Source organism: Chitinilyticum piscinae (assembly GCF_015223195.1).
GTDB lineage: Bacteria > Pseudomonadota > Gammaproteobacteria > Burkholderiales > Chitinibacteraceae > Chitinilyticum > Chitinilyticum piscinae.
This window is the reverse complement of record NZ_JADFUA010000001.1, coordinates 669,457-683,397: the sequence shown is the minus strand read 5'-3', so window position 1 is coordinate 683,397 and position 13,941 is coordinate 669,457. Positions and strand designations below refer to the sequence as shown.

Here is a 13,941-nt window from a genome sequence, read left to right as displayed (position 1 = left end):
CATTCATTAATAAGCCAGCGGCATATTATCGTTATTTCTTTTATCGTCAACAACTTACCGACAAACGAATCACAATTATACCCTAATAGGTATTTGCAGGTATTGCAGCGCAGCAGACGCTGCGCTGCAATACCTGCCTCAATTGCTCAGATACACTACCAGCCGGTCGATCCGGCTGAATGGGGTTGCCGGGTCAAAGCGGAATTCGACATAAGCCGCATCGTCGGCTTCGAAGGTTTTCGCAACCTTGCTGCTGCGACCGATCTCTTGCCCTTTCTCGTCCAGGGCGCGCAGTTGCAGCTGGCCATTGAGCGCCTGCGGACTGATGATGTAGGCCTTGATGCCTTTCTGACCGTCAACGTCCTTGTCGATCATCACTGCACGCTCGGCCTTGAGCTGCTTGCCCTTGGCGCTGTCGTGCAGTTCGATCTTGTAGGAGGCTTCGACCTGATCGACGCCCTTGGCCACTCCCTTGACCAGATTGCCCACGCCGGCGGTCACACTCTCTGCCGCCGCCTTGCCATCTTTCTGCAGGGCATCACCGACCCCCTTGGCCATGGCTGCCTTGTCTTCAACCAGCTCGGCGCCCTTGCTGTGCTGCTCCTGCAGTTCTTCCTCGCGGGTCTTGCTGCAAGCGGTTGCCAGCAGCGCCAGCAGCAGAGCCGCCATCATGCGCTTGTTCATCATCACTCGGTCCTGATTCAGTTTTTCAAGAGTTCGGCCAGATCGCGCTGACCGGGATAGGTTGCACGGCCGGCATCGGGGCTGACTTTACGGATCCAGATGCTGTCGACCTGCTGCGGATAGCGCTGGCGGATTTCGGCGTAGACCTCCGGGTCGCGCTCGCCGTCGTCACCAACCAGCATGAATTTCACCTGTGGAAACGCCGTCATGATCTCGCTGATACGGTCCAGCTTGTACTGCTGCTGATCCAGCAGCGGATCACGGCTTTCATGACCGACCTCCTTGAGCAGCAGCACGCCTTGCGGAAACTGGTTGGCCGCAAGGAAACGGCGGATGCCCGGGGTGAGCTGGCGCGGCGAGGCGGACAGGTAGAACTGCGGCGAAGCAGCCTGATTGGCGTTGCGTTGCTGCAGGCGGGAATACAGCGCCGCCATGCCCGCGACGGCCTGCCGCTGCTCGGGTGGAATGGCCAGGCTGTTTTTCAGCAACCGAGCCTTGTCCGGCACATTGCTCACCAGAATCGTGTCGTCAATGTCGGAAATAATGCCGAAGCGATTGGCCTGATCATGCACCAGCAATTTTCCAGGCTGGGTGCCCGGCAGGCTGCTGCGGATCTCGTGCCAGCCGGCGGCAAGCGGCAGCGGCTGGTTGCCAGCCAAGCTCCAGTAGCCATGATCATCCGAGCGACTCTGCCATTGCAGCTTGCCGACCTGCCAGTCCACAGCCCCTTCGGCGCCGCTGGAAAACAGCAGCCGAGTCGAACGATACAGGGTAACCGCCTTGCTGCTATGGGCGCTTGCCGGCTGGTGTTCATCCTCGGTCAGCCTCCCCGAGAAGCGATAACCGCTCGCTGTGCTCCAGCCATCGTCGACGAGATTCTGGCCTGCCAGCGCCAGCACTGGCAGGCATAGCCCGCAGAGCATGAATGCCAGTTTCTTCATGCGGGCAAGACCAGCAGTTCACCCAGCAGGCTGCGGGCAATCACCCGCGCCGAATCAGCCCGCGCGATGCGTCGGGCGCTCGCCTGCATGCTGGCGATTTTTGCCGTATTGCCAAGTAATTGCGAGAAAAACCACGCGGCATCACCCGCATCATAGAGCCGCACGGCGGCACCTTCCTCCAGCAGGTATTCGCAGTTGCGCTGCTCCTGCCCGGGAATCGGCGCAACCAGCGCCATCGGTTTGCCCTTGGCCAGAATCTCGTTGGTGGTCAGCCCGCCGGGCTTGGTCACCACCAGATCCGCAGCGTCCATCAGTGCGTGAATATTGCTGACAAATCCGTGTACGGTCACCGGCAGCGGAAGGGTTGCGGCACGCTCGCGGCAGGCGGCCTCCAGCTCGGCATTGCGGCCAGCCACCACCACGAGGCTCAGCCCCGGATCAGCACCGGCAAAGGAATCCAGCATGGCCAGCAGCGGCCCGACCCCGAAACCGCCCGAGAGCAGCAATACGGTCGGGCGCTCGGGCAGCCCCAGCCCGGCACGCGCCAGCCCAGCCGGCGTCTGTGCGGCGAAGACCGGATCAACCGGAATACCGCTGATGCGGATGCGCTCCGCCGGGATGCCCTTGCGCTCCAGCTCGCGCGCACCGGCCGCCGTGGCAACATGGTAAACGTCGATGTGCGGATAAACCCAGAAAGCATGTGGGCTGATATCCGTCACCACGGCATGCACCGGCGTGGCCAGCTTGCCGCGCCCCTTCAGGTCGGACAGCAGCTCCAGCGGCAGGAAGTGTGTGCACAGTATGGCCTGCGGCGATTGCTCGTCCAGCAGCTTGCGAAAGGCACGGCTGTTGACCTTGTCGAAGGCCAGCCGGGTGCGCGCCGTCTTGCTGCGCGGCGGTTTGACCACGTCATAGCGCTCGTACAGCTGCCCCCAGAGATTCGGTGCCGCCTGCACCAGATCGATGTAGGCCTTGGCGTACATGCGGCGGAAAAAGGCCGTGGTGCAGTCCAGCGTATCGACCAGGGTATGGCCGGGACTACCTTCCAGTGCCAGTGCGGCGGCCACTGCCTGCGCGGCACGGGTGTGACCGGCACCGGCGGTGGCGTGCAGCAGCAAGATTGGCGTACTCATGCCTGTTTCCTGTCATTTCATTGCAAGAATGCAGACTGTGCAATGTAAATGTCACGCTGGCAAGTGATGCGGCTTACCCGGACTGCTGATGTGCCAGCCTCACCTCGGGGCTCACGAACGCGGCAAGCTCGAACGTGGCGACGCAGGATCGCGTTCCGGTTCGCAACGGGCACTGGCAAAGGGGCCGGACGCCTTGTGCCAGCCAGAACCGGGACTGGTCTGTGCGCAATGCGTCTGACCGTCCAGCTTGCTGCGCCAGAGCCACCAGGCGGCAGGTGCTGCCGTCGCAGACACGGCGCAAAGCGCAGATACTGCCGCCAGTATGCTTCTAAAAGCATTTGATTTCGATTTATTCATGGCAATACCCTGCGCCTAATCATTTTTGCGCCGCGCAGGTTGCTTGCTCAGTGGGTCGCGCAGCAACAAGTCGCCCAGCACGACATGCAGCTCGGGGCTGCGGGCGGCACTGGGGGCATCGTAGAGCACCAGCCACTTGGCAGCCCCCGGCAGCAAGGTCTGCGGCAAGCGGGTAATCGCCTCGGCCCGATCCTGACCAAGCCCATGCGGCAGGCTGAATACTTCCTGCGGCCCCTGCTCCCACAGCATCGCGGGGCAGTCTTCCGGAAGGCTATCAAACGCTGCGGCCGCATTATCCCAGCGGAACACGCGGATCGCACCATCCAGCACCATGGTCGGCCCGGCCAGAATGAACAGATCGTCACCATCCCAGAGCAGGTCGCGCACACCCAGGCCTGCCAGCTTCACGAAATGCTTGCGATAACGCAGCTTCTCGCCCAGCTTGCCCAGCCGCAATGCACCGTCACGCTCGCGCGGCCGGACCTCCAAGAGGCCGCTCCAGCCACGCAGCACCGGTCCACGCAGCCCCAGCAGCAAGTGCCCATCCCGGGCGGCCAACCCTTCCAGATCAAACCCGTTGTCCTTGCCGGGAATCGCCAGATACGCGCCCCAGTGCGGGTCATCCGCCAACCGTGCCGTCAGCTCATTTTCGCGCTCATTGCCGCTGAGAATGGCCGCCGTGCGGCCATCGGCGGTCTTGCGCACCAGCTCGCTGCCGGCCGTGCCCGCCAGCACCGGAATCCGGGCCAGCAGGCAGCGGTTGCCATCCTGACTGAGGGTCGCCAGGCGCTTGAGATTGTCGCTGATACTGCGCCCGGCCTTCGGCGCCTTGCGCTTCAGGCCATGCGAGCCCAGCAACCAGAGATAGCCATCGAAGTAGGCCAGCCCTTCCAGATCAGCCTCGATCTCGGCGGCCGCGGGTAGATCCAGATAATCGGCCAGCCGGAAAAACCGGGCCTCACCAAAGCGCAGCGTTTCACCAGCCACCGGCTCCAGCCGGGACAGTCGCATCAGCCCCGCCGCTTCGTCGCCGGCCACCCACAGATCATGGTTGACGAAGGCCGCACCGGACAGATTGGCGTGCACCAGTGCTTCACCGGTGAACTCGAGACGGACCGAATAGGCTTGCAGCTGACGGGGCATGGCAGGATCCTCACAATCGGATGACTTCATTATCCGCCCCGCAGATGACAGCGGCGGGACAAGACAACGAGGGGTGGCGAAAGGCTAAACTGCATGCCGGTTTGCGGCAATCCCCCTGCGTTGACTATGCTGGAATCCTCTGCCCTCCGCTGACATCCCGATGACCGCTACCCTGCAAGCCAGCCGCAAACTGCTGGCACTCGCCCCCGACTCGGCACTGCCGCAGCCTCCGGCACTGCAGTTCTTCCAGAAACTGCGTATTGCCGTGTGCGCCGGCTACTGGCTGCCCAGCGAAACTCTGCCCGACGCGGCGACCATGGCCAGTGCCACAAACCTGCCGCTGCTGGACATCGATACCGCCCTGTCGCTGCTGTGCGAAGAAAACTGGATTGCCCGCACCGACGATGGTCATTTCCGCATCACGCCGAAGATTGACCAGCCGGTATCGCGTCTCAGCAACTTGTCCGACATGCTGCGTGCGCGCGGCTTCACCCCGGGCTCACGCTGGATTGCACGCTCGGTCACCGAACCCGACCTCAACGAGCAATGGCGGCTGGATCTGCTGGCTGGCGCACGCGTGTCCCGCCTGGAACGACTGCGGCTCGCCAACGAGGAAATCATCGGCTACGAACGCTCGACCCTGCCGGTTTCCATCCTGCCCGACCCGCTGCAGGTGGGCAATTCGCTGTATCAATATCTGGGCGACAACCAGCTGCATATCGCCCGCGCCGTGGAGGAAATCGAAGCGGTAGTGTGCGACAGCGAGATGGCGGCGCGCAGCGGGCTCAGGGAAGGGCTGCCACTGCTGAAGCTGACCCGGGTTAGCGCCTTGCAGAACGGCCAGCTGATCGAGCTGAGCTATTCCTTCTTCCGCAGCGATTACTACCACTATGTGGTCGAACTGAATGACTAGGGGGCTTGCGATGAATCTGCCCCCTCCTCCCGTTGATGAGCTGCGCAGCGCCGGCTGGATCGCCGGGCTGCCGCTGGCGGCCTGGCAAAAAGACCTGCAGCTGCGTTATACCGGAGTCAGCCGCTCCTGGTGTCGGCAACTTGGCCTGTCCGGCCAACAGGCCATGCTCGGCCTGACTGATTCGTCCTTCTTTCCGCCCTGGGTAGCCCAGAATCTGTTGCGGGCCGACCTGGCCGCACTGGCCGGCCGCGAAGCCGGCAGCTGTGATGTGACGCTGTACCTGAAAAATGGTGAACGCCGCGAGATCCGCAGCTACCGGCAGTTGCTGCTGGATGCCGAAGGCTGCCCTGCCGGCCTGCAGGGCTTCATGCTGGATGTCACCCGTGAAAAGCAACTGGCCGCTGAACTCAAAACCCAGGGGCAACGGCAGAATACCTGGCTGAAAGCCTTGCAGGACCATGCACTAATCACGACGATGGATCGCCAGGGGCGCTTCACCTACCTGAGTGCCTCGCTCTGCCGGCTGGTCGGCCAGCTGCCCGACATGCTGCTCGGCCAGCGCCGCCCTACTGCGTGGCTGCCGCAGGAGCTGGATCTGCGCTATTACCTGGCGCTGGCGGAACAAGGTACGCCGGTCAGTTTCGAATTTGCCTGCCCGCATCCGCACGGGCACACCGTGCATCTGCGCTCACTGATCATTGCACTGAACCGGGCCAGTGAGCAGGAGCAGGTTTTTTTTGAAATGCTGACTGACCTCAGCAATGAAAAGGCGGTCTCTGCGGCCCTGGGAACGGCCAACGAACAATTGATGCGGGTGCTGCAGGACAACACCGAACTGATCGCCCAGCTGGAAGTCACCGCCCGCACCGACCCGCTGACCGGCTTGTTGAACCGGCGGGCGTTTTTCGAACGCGCCGCCCAGGAACAGGAGCGCAGCAGCCGCCACGGCGCGCCGATTGCACTGATCATGCTGGATATCGATCACTTCAAACAGATCAATGACCGCTACGGGCACGATGCCGGCGATCTCGCCCTGAAAGGGCTGGCCGAGTTGCTGCGCGAGCAATTGCGCAGCATTGACGTGCTGGCACGCCTGGGCGGTGAAGAATTTGCCATTCTATTGCCTGACACGGATCAGGTCGGCGCGGTGCGCATTGCCGAGCGGCTGCGGCAAGCCGTCAGCCAGCAGCGCTATCGCTACAACGGCGACACCGTGTTCCATTTCACGGTCAGCCAGGGCGTTGCCATGCGACTACCGGATGAGTCGCTCAGCGACACCCTGACCCGCGCGGACCATGGCCTGTATGAGGCCAAGCAGACCGGCCGTAACCGGGTGTGTCTGGGGCGCAGCAGCATGCTCCCGGAGTAAGAGGAGCGACAGTCACCCGTGCTAGAGTAGCAAGGACTCTCGTCCTAAAGGTGTGTCATGCGAACCCGCGCCCTCGTCGTTTCCATGCTGCTGCCAGCCCTGCCGATGCTGGCTTTCCCGGCGCAGGCCGCCGATAAAGGCTTTCATGCCGACAAGGTTGCGATCCGCAAGCAGGGCGATGCGGTGCTGGCGCTGCTGTCGTATTCGGCGATTCTGGATCTCACGGCCAGCTCGCTTTCATTCGAAAACGCCCAGAGCGACAACCCGAGCCTGACAATGGCACAAATGGGCGGCGGCGCCACGCTGAGCAAGGAAGTGCCCCTCTATCTGGAGGGTGCCATCGGCTACAGTCGCTATGACCCCGTTTTTCTGATCAGCAACGGTCAGGAAACCCGCCCCATCCCGTTGAAATGGAACTCCGGGATGCTGCAAGGCGGTATAGGCTGGGATTTTCCAGTCGGCGAAAACGGCGAGTGGGTTATCCGCCCTATCGCCAACATTGCACTCGGGGCGATAGCAAGTGATGTCAAGCTGGGGGAGTGGTGGCTCGAAAACAAGGCCAATGTCGATTTCAATTTCGGTGATGGCGGGCAAATGACCGCTGGCGGCCTGGGCGGCGCACTGATGCTGGACTACGAGCATGTCAGCCCCGAACACGACATCGATCTGGAGTTGCGCTATTCGTACATCCACCTTGAGGGCATGGGGGGCAGCAAGGATCTGCAAAGCAAAGCCGATTCGATGACAGCCAACATCTACGCCCGCTGGCGTGCTCCGATTGCCGACTGGACCCTGCTTGGCAAACCGTTCCGCTACGTGCTGGAAACGTCGCACTCGCGCTACTACGGCGATCAGGCTGGAGTACTGGGCTTTGACTACCTCACCACCCTCGGTGCCGGTATCGAACTGGATTCAAGCGCCTACCCGATTCTGGTCACCCGCACCCGGCTGGTAGGACGTTATGTTTTCGGGAATGGGGTCGAAGGCTTTTCGGTGGGGCTGGCCTGCTCCTTCTAGGGTATACACCTAAATACCTATCGAAATGAGGGCTACAGGCACATACCCTCAGTGATGCTGCGGCTTTGGCCACAGCAGATGCGGCGCGGCAATGCCGAAGGCCAGCGCCAGCACAATCATGCTGGCCTTGACGATGTTGACCCCGGCACTGATCAGAATCAGTTCGCCGGCCGCATTGGCCTGCAGCTTGGCAATTCCGAGCAGCCCCTGCACCGCCTTGTACATATACGTGCCCGGCACCATCGGAATGGCCGCAGTAATCGCATACATCAGCGGCACATCGCGCTGACGGCGGCCCCACCATTCGGATGCAAAACCGATCAGCAGGGCGGCGATCAGTGTGCCGAACACGATATCCGCCCCCGTCAGATCCATCACCAGCTTGCGGCTGGCATGCCCCAGAATGGCCAGCACGCCACACGCGGTCAGCGCACGGGTCGGCACATTGAACAGCAGGGCAAAACCCAGCGCCGCCGGCGCAGCCCACAATTCCAGCAACCATGCATGCATCGGCGCTCTCCTAGCTTACGAAACGCAGGGCCACGCTGACCCCGATGGCGATGCCGAGCACGATCATCGCGCTCATGGTCAGCCGCACCATCCCGTTGAGATAATTGGCCGCCAGCATATCGGACGCCCCGTTGATCAATGGCACCCCGGGGATCAGGAACAGTACTGATGCCGCCAGCGCCGCATCGGGCGTCGCGGTCAGCCCGCGCAGCAGCCCCACCACCAGCAAGGCGGTGAAACTGGCTGCAATCGCGAACATCACCGGCTTGAAGCCGCGTGACAGCAACAGGAAACGCACGGCCACTCCCAGCGCACTGCCGAGGGTCGTGATCAGCACGGCGGCCAAATCACCACCGAACAGCGCGGCAAACGCGCCACAGGAAAGCCCGATCAGCGCCGCCATCAGCGGACGGGAATGAATGGGCTTGCGCCGCGCCACGTCGTCCAGCCCATCCTGCAATTGTTCGGCACTGATATGCCCGGCTTCCAGATCCTCCAGCAGGCGCTCCAGTTCGGTGAGATTGGCAAAATTGGCGCCAACATGCGGGGCCCGCCGGAAAGCTGTGTCACGTTCGTTGCCACGCTCGATGGTGAGGCCAATATTCAGCGACGACACCACCGTGTCAGCCCGTGCGGCCCCCAGTGCCAGGGCGACACGGCGCATGGTGGCGGCGGCACGCTCGGTGTCGCCGCCGGAGAGATGAACCAGCAGCCCGGCATGCAGTGCCAGATCAAGCACTTGCGCCAGAGGCAGTTCGGGAAGAAGTTTGATTGCTTGCATGGCCTCAATGATATATACAATTGCAGCAGGGCAGCTTGTGACGAATCAAATCCGCTGCGGGGCAAAAACCCAGACTAAACAGTGGTATAGCCACCAAGACTCATAATAACAAGCTATCCACCCAAATACCCATTAATGTATGGCAAAGCATCACGCCAAACGGCGTAAGGCTATAATAGCCGCTCATTTTCCGGGAGCCCCTTCATGTCCAGCAGCCTGATCCAGACCGCCCACCGTATTGTCGTCAAAGTGGGTTCCAGTCTTGTGACCAACGATGGCAAGGGGCTGGATGCCGTGGCACTGGCCCGCTGGGCCAGTGAAATTGCCGAGTTGATGAAACAGGGCAAGCAGGTGGTGCTGGTCAGCTCTGGCGCTGTCGCCGAAGGGGTGGCACGGCTGGGCTGGTCACAGAAACCGACCGCGATCCACGAAAAACAGGCGGCCGCAGCCGTCGGCCAGATGGGCTTGTGCGAAGCCTATGAAAAGGCCTTCCGCCAGCATGGGCTGAACACTGCGCAAGTCTTGCTTACGCATGAAGACCTCAGCGACCGGACCCGGTACCTGAACGCGCGCTCGACCCTGCTGACGCTGCTGAATCTGGGCGTGATCCCCATCATCAACGAAAACGACACCGTCGTGACCGCTGAAATCAAATTCGGCGACAACGACACACTGGGGGCACTGGTTACCAATCTGATCGAAGGTGACGCACTGATCATCCTGACCGACCAGATCGGCCTCTTTACCGCCGACCCGCGCAAGGATCCCGCCGCCACGCTGGTACGGGATGCCACAGCCGGCGATCCGCAGCTGGAGATCATGGCAGGCGGTGCCGGGTCGAGCGTCGGCACCGGCGGAATGTACACCAAGATCATCGCCGCCAAGCGCGCTGCGCGCAGTGGCGCAGCAACCATCATTGCCTGCGGCCGTGAAGCCAATGTCCTGACCAGGCTGGCCGCAGGCGAAGCCATCGGCACCCAGCTGGTGGCCAACACCACGCCACTGCACGCCAAAAAGCAATGGATTGCCGATCACCTGCAACTGGCCGGCAAGGTGGTCCTCGACACCGGCGCCATCCGCGCGGTCAAGCAAGCCGGCTCCAGCCTGCTGCCCATCGGCGTCACCGCGGTGGAGGGGGACTTCCTGCGCGGCGAAGTCGTCAGTTGCGTGGATGGTGAGGGATGCGAAATTGCCCGCGGATTGATCAACTACAGTGCAGCCGAAACCCGGCGCATCCTGCGTCTGCCCACCGGGCAGATCGAGGCCGTCCTCGGTTACATTGACGAGCCCGAGCTGATACATCGCGACAATATGGTTGTGATCGCAAACTAAGAAGGCAGGCCACCTTAACGGCCGCGGTCAATCCAGATTGCGGCTTGACGCGCCAAATCAAGCATGCGGAAAATCGAGCGGGTCACAGCCCAATGATTCAGGGATGACTGTTCCCTGCAAGCATGCCGACGCGATTCGGAAATGCCTAGTTTGCCTACAAGCGCCAATCTGAGCCGATGTGCAAGAGCGCCCGTTGGATGGTCGCGCGTTGAGCCTTCAGGGCTTGGCAAGCAACAGCAATGGAGGCTGGCAACAACAATCCCGTGCCCCTGACAGCGGATCTGGAATCGCAACTCTTCCCCCCCCAAGCTAGCGCACCGCCGATACGCCTGCTGGCTTAAGCAGTAGCACCGAATACACAATTACCCGAATTTTCCCTTTCCAGCCAAGGCATTACCATGCTGCCAACATATCGTCCGCATGTAGCTGCATGCGGACGATTTCAGCTCAAGACCATCTCACACCTCCGGAGATCGCAATGAAAGCATGGTTGATTGCAGCGGCACTGCTGCTCGCGCAGAACACCCCGGCAACCACATTGGCAGAATTGCAGAGCAAAGGAGAAATCCGTATCGGCGTGAAGGAAAACTCGCCCCCCTTTTCGCAGATGGATCCCAAAACCCGGGTCTTGCGCGGCTATGACATCGAATTCGCCCAAGGGGTCGCCAAACGACTCAAGGTCAAACCCGTATTCATTCCCATCGACTCCGAAGAACGTCTCAACACATTGAAGCAAAACAAAGTGGATCTGGTTGTTGCAGACCTGACCCGCACCATCGAACGCGACAAGGAAGTCGATTTCAGCGTCGGCTATTTCGTCACCGAAGACCGCATTCTGGCCAAAAAAGGGCGCTTCCGCTCCGAAGCTGCCCTTAATGGTGCCACACTGGGAGTACTAGCCTCATCCAGCACCGCCAAAGTGCTCCGCAAAGATTTTCCGGCTGCCAGACTGGTGCAGTTCGAAGATAACCCGGACATCAGCAAGGCACTGCAGGGCGGCATGATCGATGGTGCCGCTGGTGACGGCCCGGTACTGGCCGCGTTGCGCAATTCGCTGCCCGCCAATCTGCGCAGCCAGTTTGAGGTCTCGGAATTCAGCCTGGGAATGAATATTTTTGCGATCGGCCTGCGCAAAGGGGAAAAGGATTTGCAGAAAGCCGTAAACGAGGCGCTCGCGGATATGGAAAAAACCGGTGAAGCCAGCGCGATTTTCGAGCGCTGGTTTGGCCTGAACAGTGCGACCCCACTGCTGGGCAGGACCTTCAGCATCAGCACCCGACGCGTCGAGTAAACGGCACCATAACAGCAGAATGCCCCGCAGGATGCGGGGCATTCTGTTGGTCACCGTTGAGCCGGCTTTATCCGCGGCTGGCCACTGCGGCTAGCTTGCGGGCGGCATCACTGGCACTCATATTGCTGCCCCAGTATTCACCGATCACATCGAAGAAGCCACCACGTACCGAATCCTGGACGGCCATATTGTGCGCCCATGACGGCACCAGCACCTGACGGTCTGCAGCCTGGGCAAAATCGCGGGCTGACTGACGGGCGTAATCATCGAAGCGCGACAGATCCACATCGGTACGCGCCGGAATATTGCCCTTGTAGAGGTTGAAGGCTTCCTGACCATCCTTGCTCATCAGCAAGGAGGCAAAATCACGCTGCGCGGTATCCAGTCGGGCATCCTTTTGGCGGAAGAAGGTCAGGGTGTCGGCTGCAAAGCTGTAATCCCCATTCTGGGTCGGTGTCGGCCAGCAATAGTAATCCTGCCCCTGTACCTTGCCGGCCTGCACAAATTCACCCTTGGACCAGTCGCCCATGATCTGGAATGCAGCACGGCCGGTAATCACATCAGCTGTTGCCAGATTCCAGTCACGGCCTGCCGTATCCACCGTGCAGTACGGCTTGAGCTGCTTGAGGGCTTCCAGTGCACGGATCATGGTCTGACCGGTCAGAGCGGCCTGATCCAGCTTGCTGAAGGCCGACACATAGAATTGCGCCCCTCCCAGCCCCAGCGCCAGTGCCTCGAACACGGTTGCAACCTGCCAGCTCTGCTCACTGTGGGCGATGGCCGGAAGACCGGCTTGCTTGAGCTTCTCGCACAGTGCGAAGAAGCTGTTCCAGTCCGAAGGTGCCTGGCGCACGCCCACCCGATTCACCAATCCGGCATTCACCCACATCATGTTGGTGCGGGCGACCCCCAGCGGCACAGCCACATAGCGGCCATCGGCCTGCATCATCTTGTCCAGTACGGCAGGCAGCAAGCGCGACCATTGCTGTTCATTGGCCAGTGCGGTCAGATCGGCACAGACCCCCATCTTGGCCCAGTTCTGGATTTTCACACCGCCAATGGCCGCAGCAGTCGGGGCATTGCCACTTTCAACCCGTGCCTTCAACGACGCCAGTGGATCGCCGACGCCATGCACATCCATCCAGTGGTGCCCCATGGCATTGAGCCGGGTTTTGAGTTCGGAAACGGCACGGGCTTCACTGGACGATAGCCACCAATGCAGGACCTCGATATCGGCCAGCTTGTAGCGGCCCACGATTTCCAGCAATTTGCCGGCTCGCTCGTCGATGCTCTTGAGCCCCTTGCTGGCATGATTCAGTGCCGCATCAGTCGCCTGCGTCATGGTATTGATCTGCTCGGCGGTGGACGCAATCGACGTCGTCGCCTCCGACTGTTCACGGGTTGCCTCGGCAATCTCGCGCACCAGATGCACCACCTGCCCCATGCGGTCACGAATGCCCAGAATGGCCTCGCGCGCCTCATTGGCTCGCTCGACCCCGGCACTGACCTGCTCGGCCGTCTTTTTCATGCTGGTCACCGCCTGACCCGTCTCGCTGCCGACAGTCTGGATTCGGCGTGCAATCTCGACGGTCGCCTGGCTGGTACGCTCGGCCAGCTTGCGTACTTCGTCGGCCACCACCGCAAAACCGCGCCCCTGTTCACCTGCGCGAGCCGCCTCGATCGCGGCATTCAGTGCCAGCAGATTAGTCTGATCGGCAATATCCTTGATCACGCCGACAATGCCACTGATTTCTTCCGAGCTGCGCGACAGTTCGTCCATGGTCTTGCCCAGCACCTGCATGGAACTGGCTACGCGCTCCACTTCCTCGGCCACCCGGCCAACCGTTCCGGCGCTGCTCTCGGAAAGCTGCTCGGTTTCTTCGACAACCGCATCCATATCGCCGGCATTGCTGGCAATGTGCGTGATGCTGACCGTAATCTCTTCGATGGTGGCCGCAGCCGAAGCCGAGTGATCGGACTGAGAGCGGGTATCCTTGGCCATCTGGCCCGTAACCGCGGTCAGTTCGTGCAGACCGAGAGCCAAGCCTTCCATTTCGCGTTGCACGTCGCGAAAAATCCGCTGGATCTCCGCAAGAAATGCATTGAAGTCTCTTGCCAGTCTGGCTCCGTCACCATCCCCGCTAACCGGCAAGCGGGCGTCAAGGTTGCCGCTGCCACCAGCCAGATCCGCCAGTGCCTTTTCCAGCGCGGCATACGGCGCCAGAGCTCCTCGCAACAGCAGCGCCAGCACACCAGCCAGCAACACGAGGGTCACGACAATTACTAGCGCAGGAACCACCATCCCGCCTGAGGCGGTAAACAGCACGCCAAGCAGACCGGCAGTGGCAATCAGGATGGTCGAAACAACGGTTTTGGCAAGTACGGACATGAGGGAACCCTCGGTTTGAGCACAAGGAAGAATCAGCAATCGCTTGAATTGTAGGCGGCAGTTTCCGAATTTGCCGCCCTT

General features: G+C 61.2%; 12 protein-coding genes. 5 read left to right on the top strand and 7 right to left on the bottom strand.

The genetic code is table 11. The features are described 5' to 3' along the window. Positions 1–138 precede the first annotated feature (138 nt). The 4 genes from INR99_RS03120 to INR99_RS03105 form a co-directional block, all read right to left on the bottom strand. Positions 139–684: a hypothetical protein gene (locus INR99_RS03120; protein ID WP_194114820.1), complete on the bottom strand. Its 546-nt coding sequence runs from the start codon at positions 682–684 to the stop codon at positions 139–141. Between the two features lie 17 nt (positions 685–701). After that, on the bottom strand, positions 702–1,625 hold the full coding sequence (locus tag INR99_RS03115) for a phosphatase domain-containing protein (RefSeq protein WP_194114819.1): 924 nt from the start codon (positions 1,623–1,625) through the stop codon (positions 702–704). Continuing rightward, positions 1,622–2,758, bottom strand: a complete 1,137-nt coding sequence (locus INR99_RS03110; protein ID WP_194114818.1) for an MGDG synthase family glycosyltransferase — start codon at positions 2,756–2,758, stop codon at positions 1,622–1,624. Before INR99_RS03110 ends, INR99_RS03115 begins: the two co-directional genes overlap by 4 nt. 372 nt (positions 2,759–3,130) lie before the next feature. Next, positions 3,131–4,258, bottom strand: coding sequence for a DUF3616 domain-containing protein (locus tag INR99_RS03105; protein ID WP_194114817.1), 1,128 nt, complete (start codon positions 4,256–4,258; stop codon positions 3,131–3,133). 160 nt (positions 4,259–4,418) lie between these two features. Between INR99_RS03105 and INR99_RS03100 the strand changes: the two genes are divergently transcribed. Genes INR99_RS03100 through INR99_RS03090 form a run of 3 tightly spaced genes read left to right on the top strand, consistent with a single transcriptional unit; the run spans position 4,419 to position 7,557 of the window. Continuing rightward, positions 4,419–5,171 (top strand): GntR family transcriptional regulator, encoded by a 753-nt coding sequence (locus tag INR99_RS03100; protein ID WP_194114816.1) that lies wholly within the window; start codon positions 4,419–4,421, stop codon positions 5,169–5,171. A 10-nt stretch (positions 5,172–5,181) separates the two neighbouring features. Continuing rightward, entirely contained in the window at positions 5,182–6,540 is a 1,359-nt protein-coding gene (locus INR99_RS03095; protein ID WP_194114815.1) for a sensor domain-containing diguanylate cyclase, read from the top strand. 57 nt (positions 6,541–6,597) lie between these two features. Next, a complete protein-coding gene (locus tag INR99_RS03090) occupies positions 6,598–7,557 on the top strand; it encodes a hypothetical protein (RefSeq protein ID WP_228098042.1) in 960 nt (319 codons plus the stop codon). A gap of 48 nt (positions 7,558–7,605) precedes the next feature. Here INR99_RS03090 and INR99_RS03085 read toward each other — a convergent pair whose 3' ends face one another. Both INR99_RS03085 and INR99_RS03080 read right to left on the bottom strand, forming a co-directional pair. Continuing rightward, the gene (locus INR99_RS03085; protein ID WP_194114814.1) at positions 7,606–8,067 is read right to left on the bottom strand and encodes a threonine/serine exporter family protein; all 462 of its coding nucleotides are present in this window, start codon (positions 8,065–8,067) and stop codon (positions 7,606–7,608) included. A 10-nt stretch (positions 8,068–8,077) separates the two neighbouring features. Continuing rightward, entirely contained in the window at positions 8,078–8,848 is a 771-nt protein-coding gene (locus tag INR99_RS03080; RefSeq protein WP_194114813.1) for a threonine/serine exporter family protein, read from the bottom strand. A 204-nt stretch (positions 8,849–9,052) separates the two neighbouring features. On the opposite strand from INR99_RS03080, the gene proB reads away from it, so the two are divergent. Both proB and INR99_RS03070 read left to right on the top strand, forming a co-directional pair. After that, positions 9,053–10,180 (top strand): glutamate 5-kinase, encoded by a 1,128-nt coding sequence (gene proB, locus INR99_RS03075; protein ID WP_194114812.1) that lies wholly within the window; start codon positions 9,053–9,055, stop codon positions 10,178–10,180. A gap of 478 nt (positions 10,181–10,658) precedes the next feature. Next, a complete protein-coding gene (locus INR99_RS03070) occupies positions 10,659–11,471 on the top strand; it encodes a transporter substrate-binding domain-containing protein (RefSeq protein ID WP_194114811.1) in 813 nt (270 codons plus the stop codon). A 67-nt stretch (positions 11,472–11,538) separates the two neighbouring features. On the opposite strand, the gene INR99_RS03065 is transcribed toward INR99_RS03070, so the two are convergent. Next, positions 11,539–13,860 carry an extracellular solute-binding protein gene (locus INR99_RS03065; protein ID WP_194114810.1) on the bottom strand — a complete coding sequence of 774 codons (2,322 nt, stop codon included), beginning with the start codon at positions 13,858–13,860 and terminating at the stop codon, positions 11,539–11,541. Positions 13,861–13,941: the final 81 nt, after the last annotated feature.

Coding starts and splice junctions, on each gene's coding strand:
- INR99_RS03105 (WP_194114817.1), bottom strand. CDS start 4,258: ATGCCCCGTCAGCTGCAAGCCTATTCGGTCCGTCTCGAGTTCACCGGT.
- INR99_RS03110 (WP_194114818.1), bottom strand. CDS start 2,758: ATGAGTACGCCAATCTTGCTGCTGCACGCCACCGCCGGTGCCGGTCAC.
- INR99_RS03100 (WP_194114816.1), top strand. CDS start 4,419: ATGACCGCTACCCTGCAAGCCAGCCGCAAACTGCTGGCACTCGCCCCC.
- proB (WP_194114812.1), top strand. CDS start 9,053: ATGTCCAGCAGCCTGATCCAGACCGCCCACCGTATTGTCGTCAAAGTG.
- INR99_RS03095 (WP_194114815.1), top strand. CDS start 5,182: ATGAATCTGCCCCCTCCTCCCGTTGATGAGCTGCGCAGCGCCGGCTGG.
- INR99_RS03065 (WP_194114810.1), bottom strand. CDS start 13,860: ATGTCCGTACTTGCCAAAACCGTTGTTTCGACCATCCTGATTGCCACT.
- INR99_RS03070 (WP_194114811.1), top strand. CDS start 10,659: ATGAAAGCATGGTTGATTGCAGCGGCACTGCTGCTCGCGCAGAACACC.
- INR99_RS03080 (WP_194114813.1), bottom strand. CDS start 8,848: ATGCAAGCAATCAAACTTCTTCCCGAACTGCCTCTGGCGCAAGTGCTT.
- INR99_RS03115 (WP_194114819.1), bottom strand. CDS start 1,625: ATGAAGAAACTGGCATTCATGCTCTGCGGGCTATGCCTGCCAGTGCTG.
- INR99_RS03090 (WP_228098042.1), top strand. CDS start 6,598: ATGCGAACCCGCGCCCTCGTCGTTTCCATGCTGCTGCCAGCCCTGCCG.
- INR99_RS03120 (WP_194114820.1), bottom strand. CDS start 684: ATGAACAAGCGCATGATGGCGGCTCTGCTGCTGGCGCTGCTGGCAACC.
- INR99_RS03085 (WP_194114814.1), bottom strand. CDS start 8,067: ATGCATGCATGGTTGCTGGAATTGTGGGCTGCGCCGGCGGCGCTGGGT.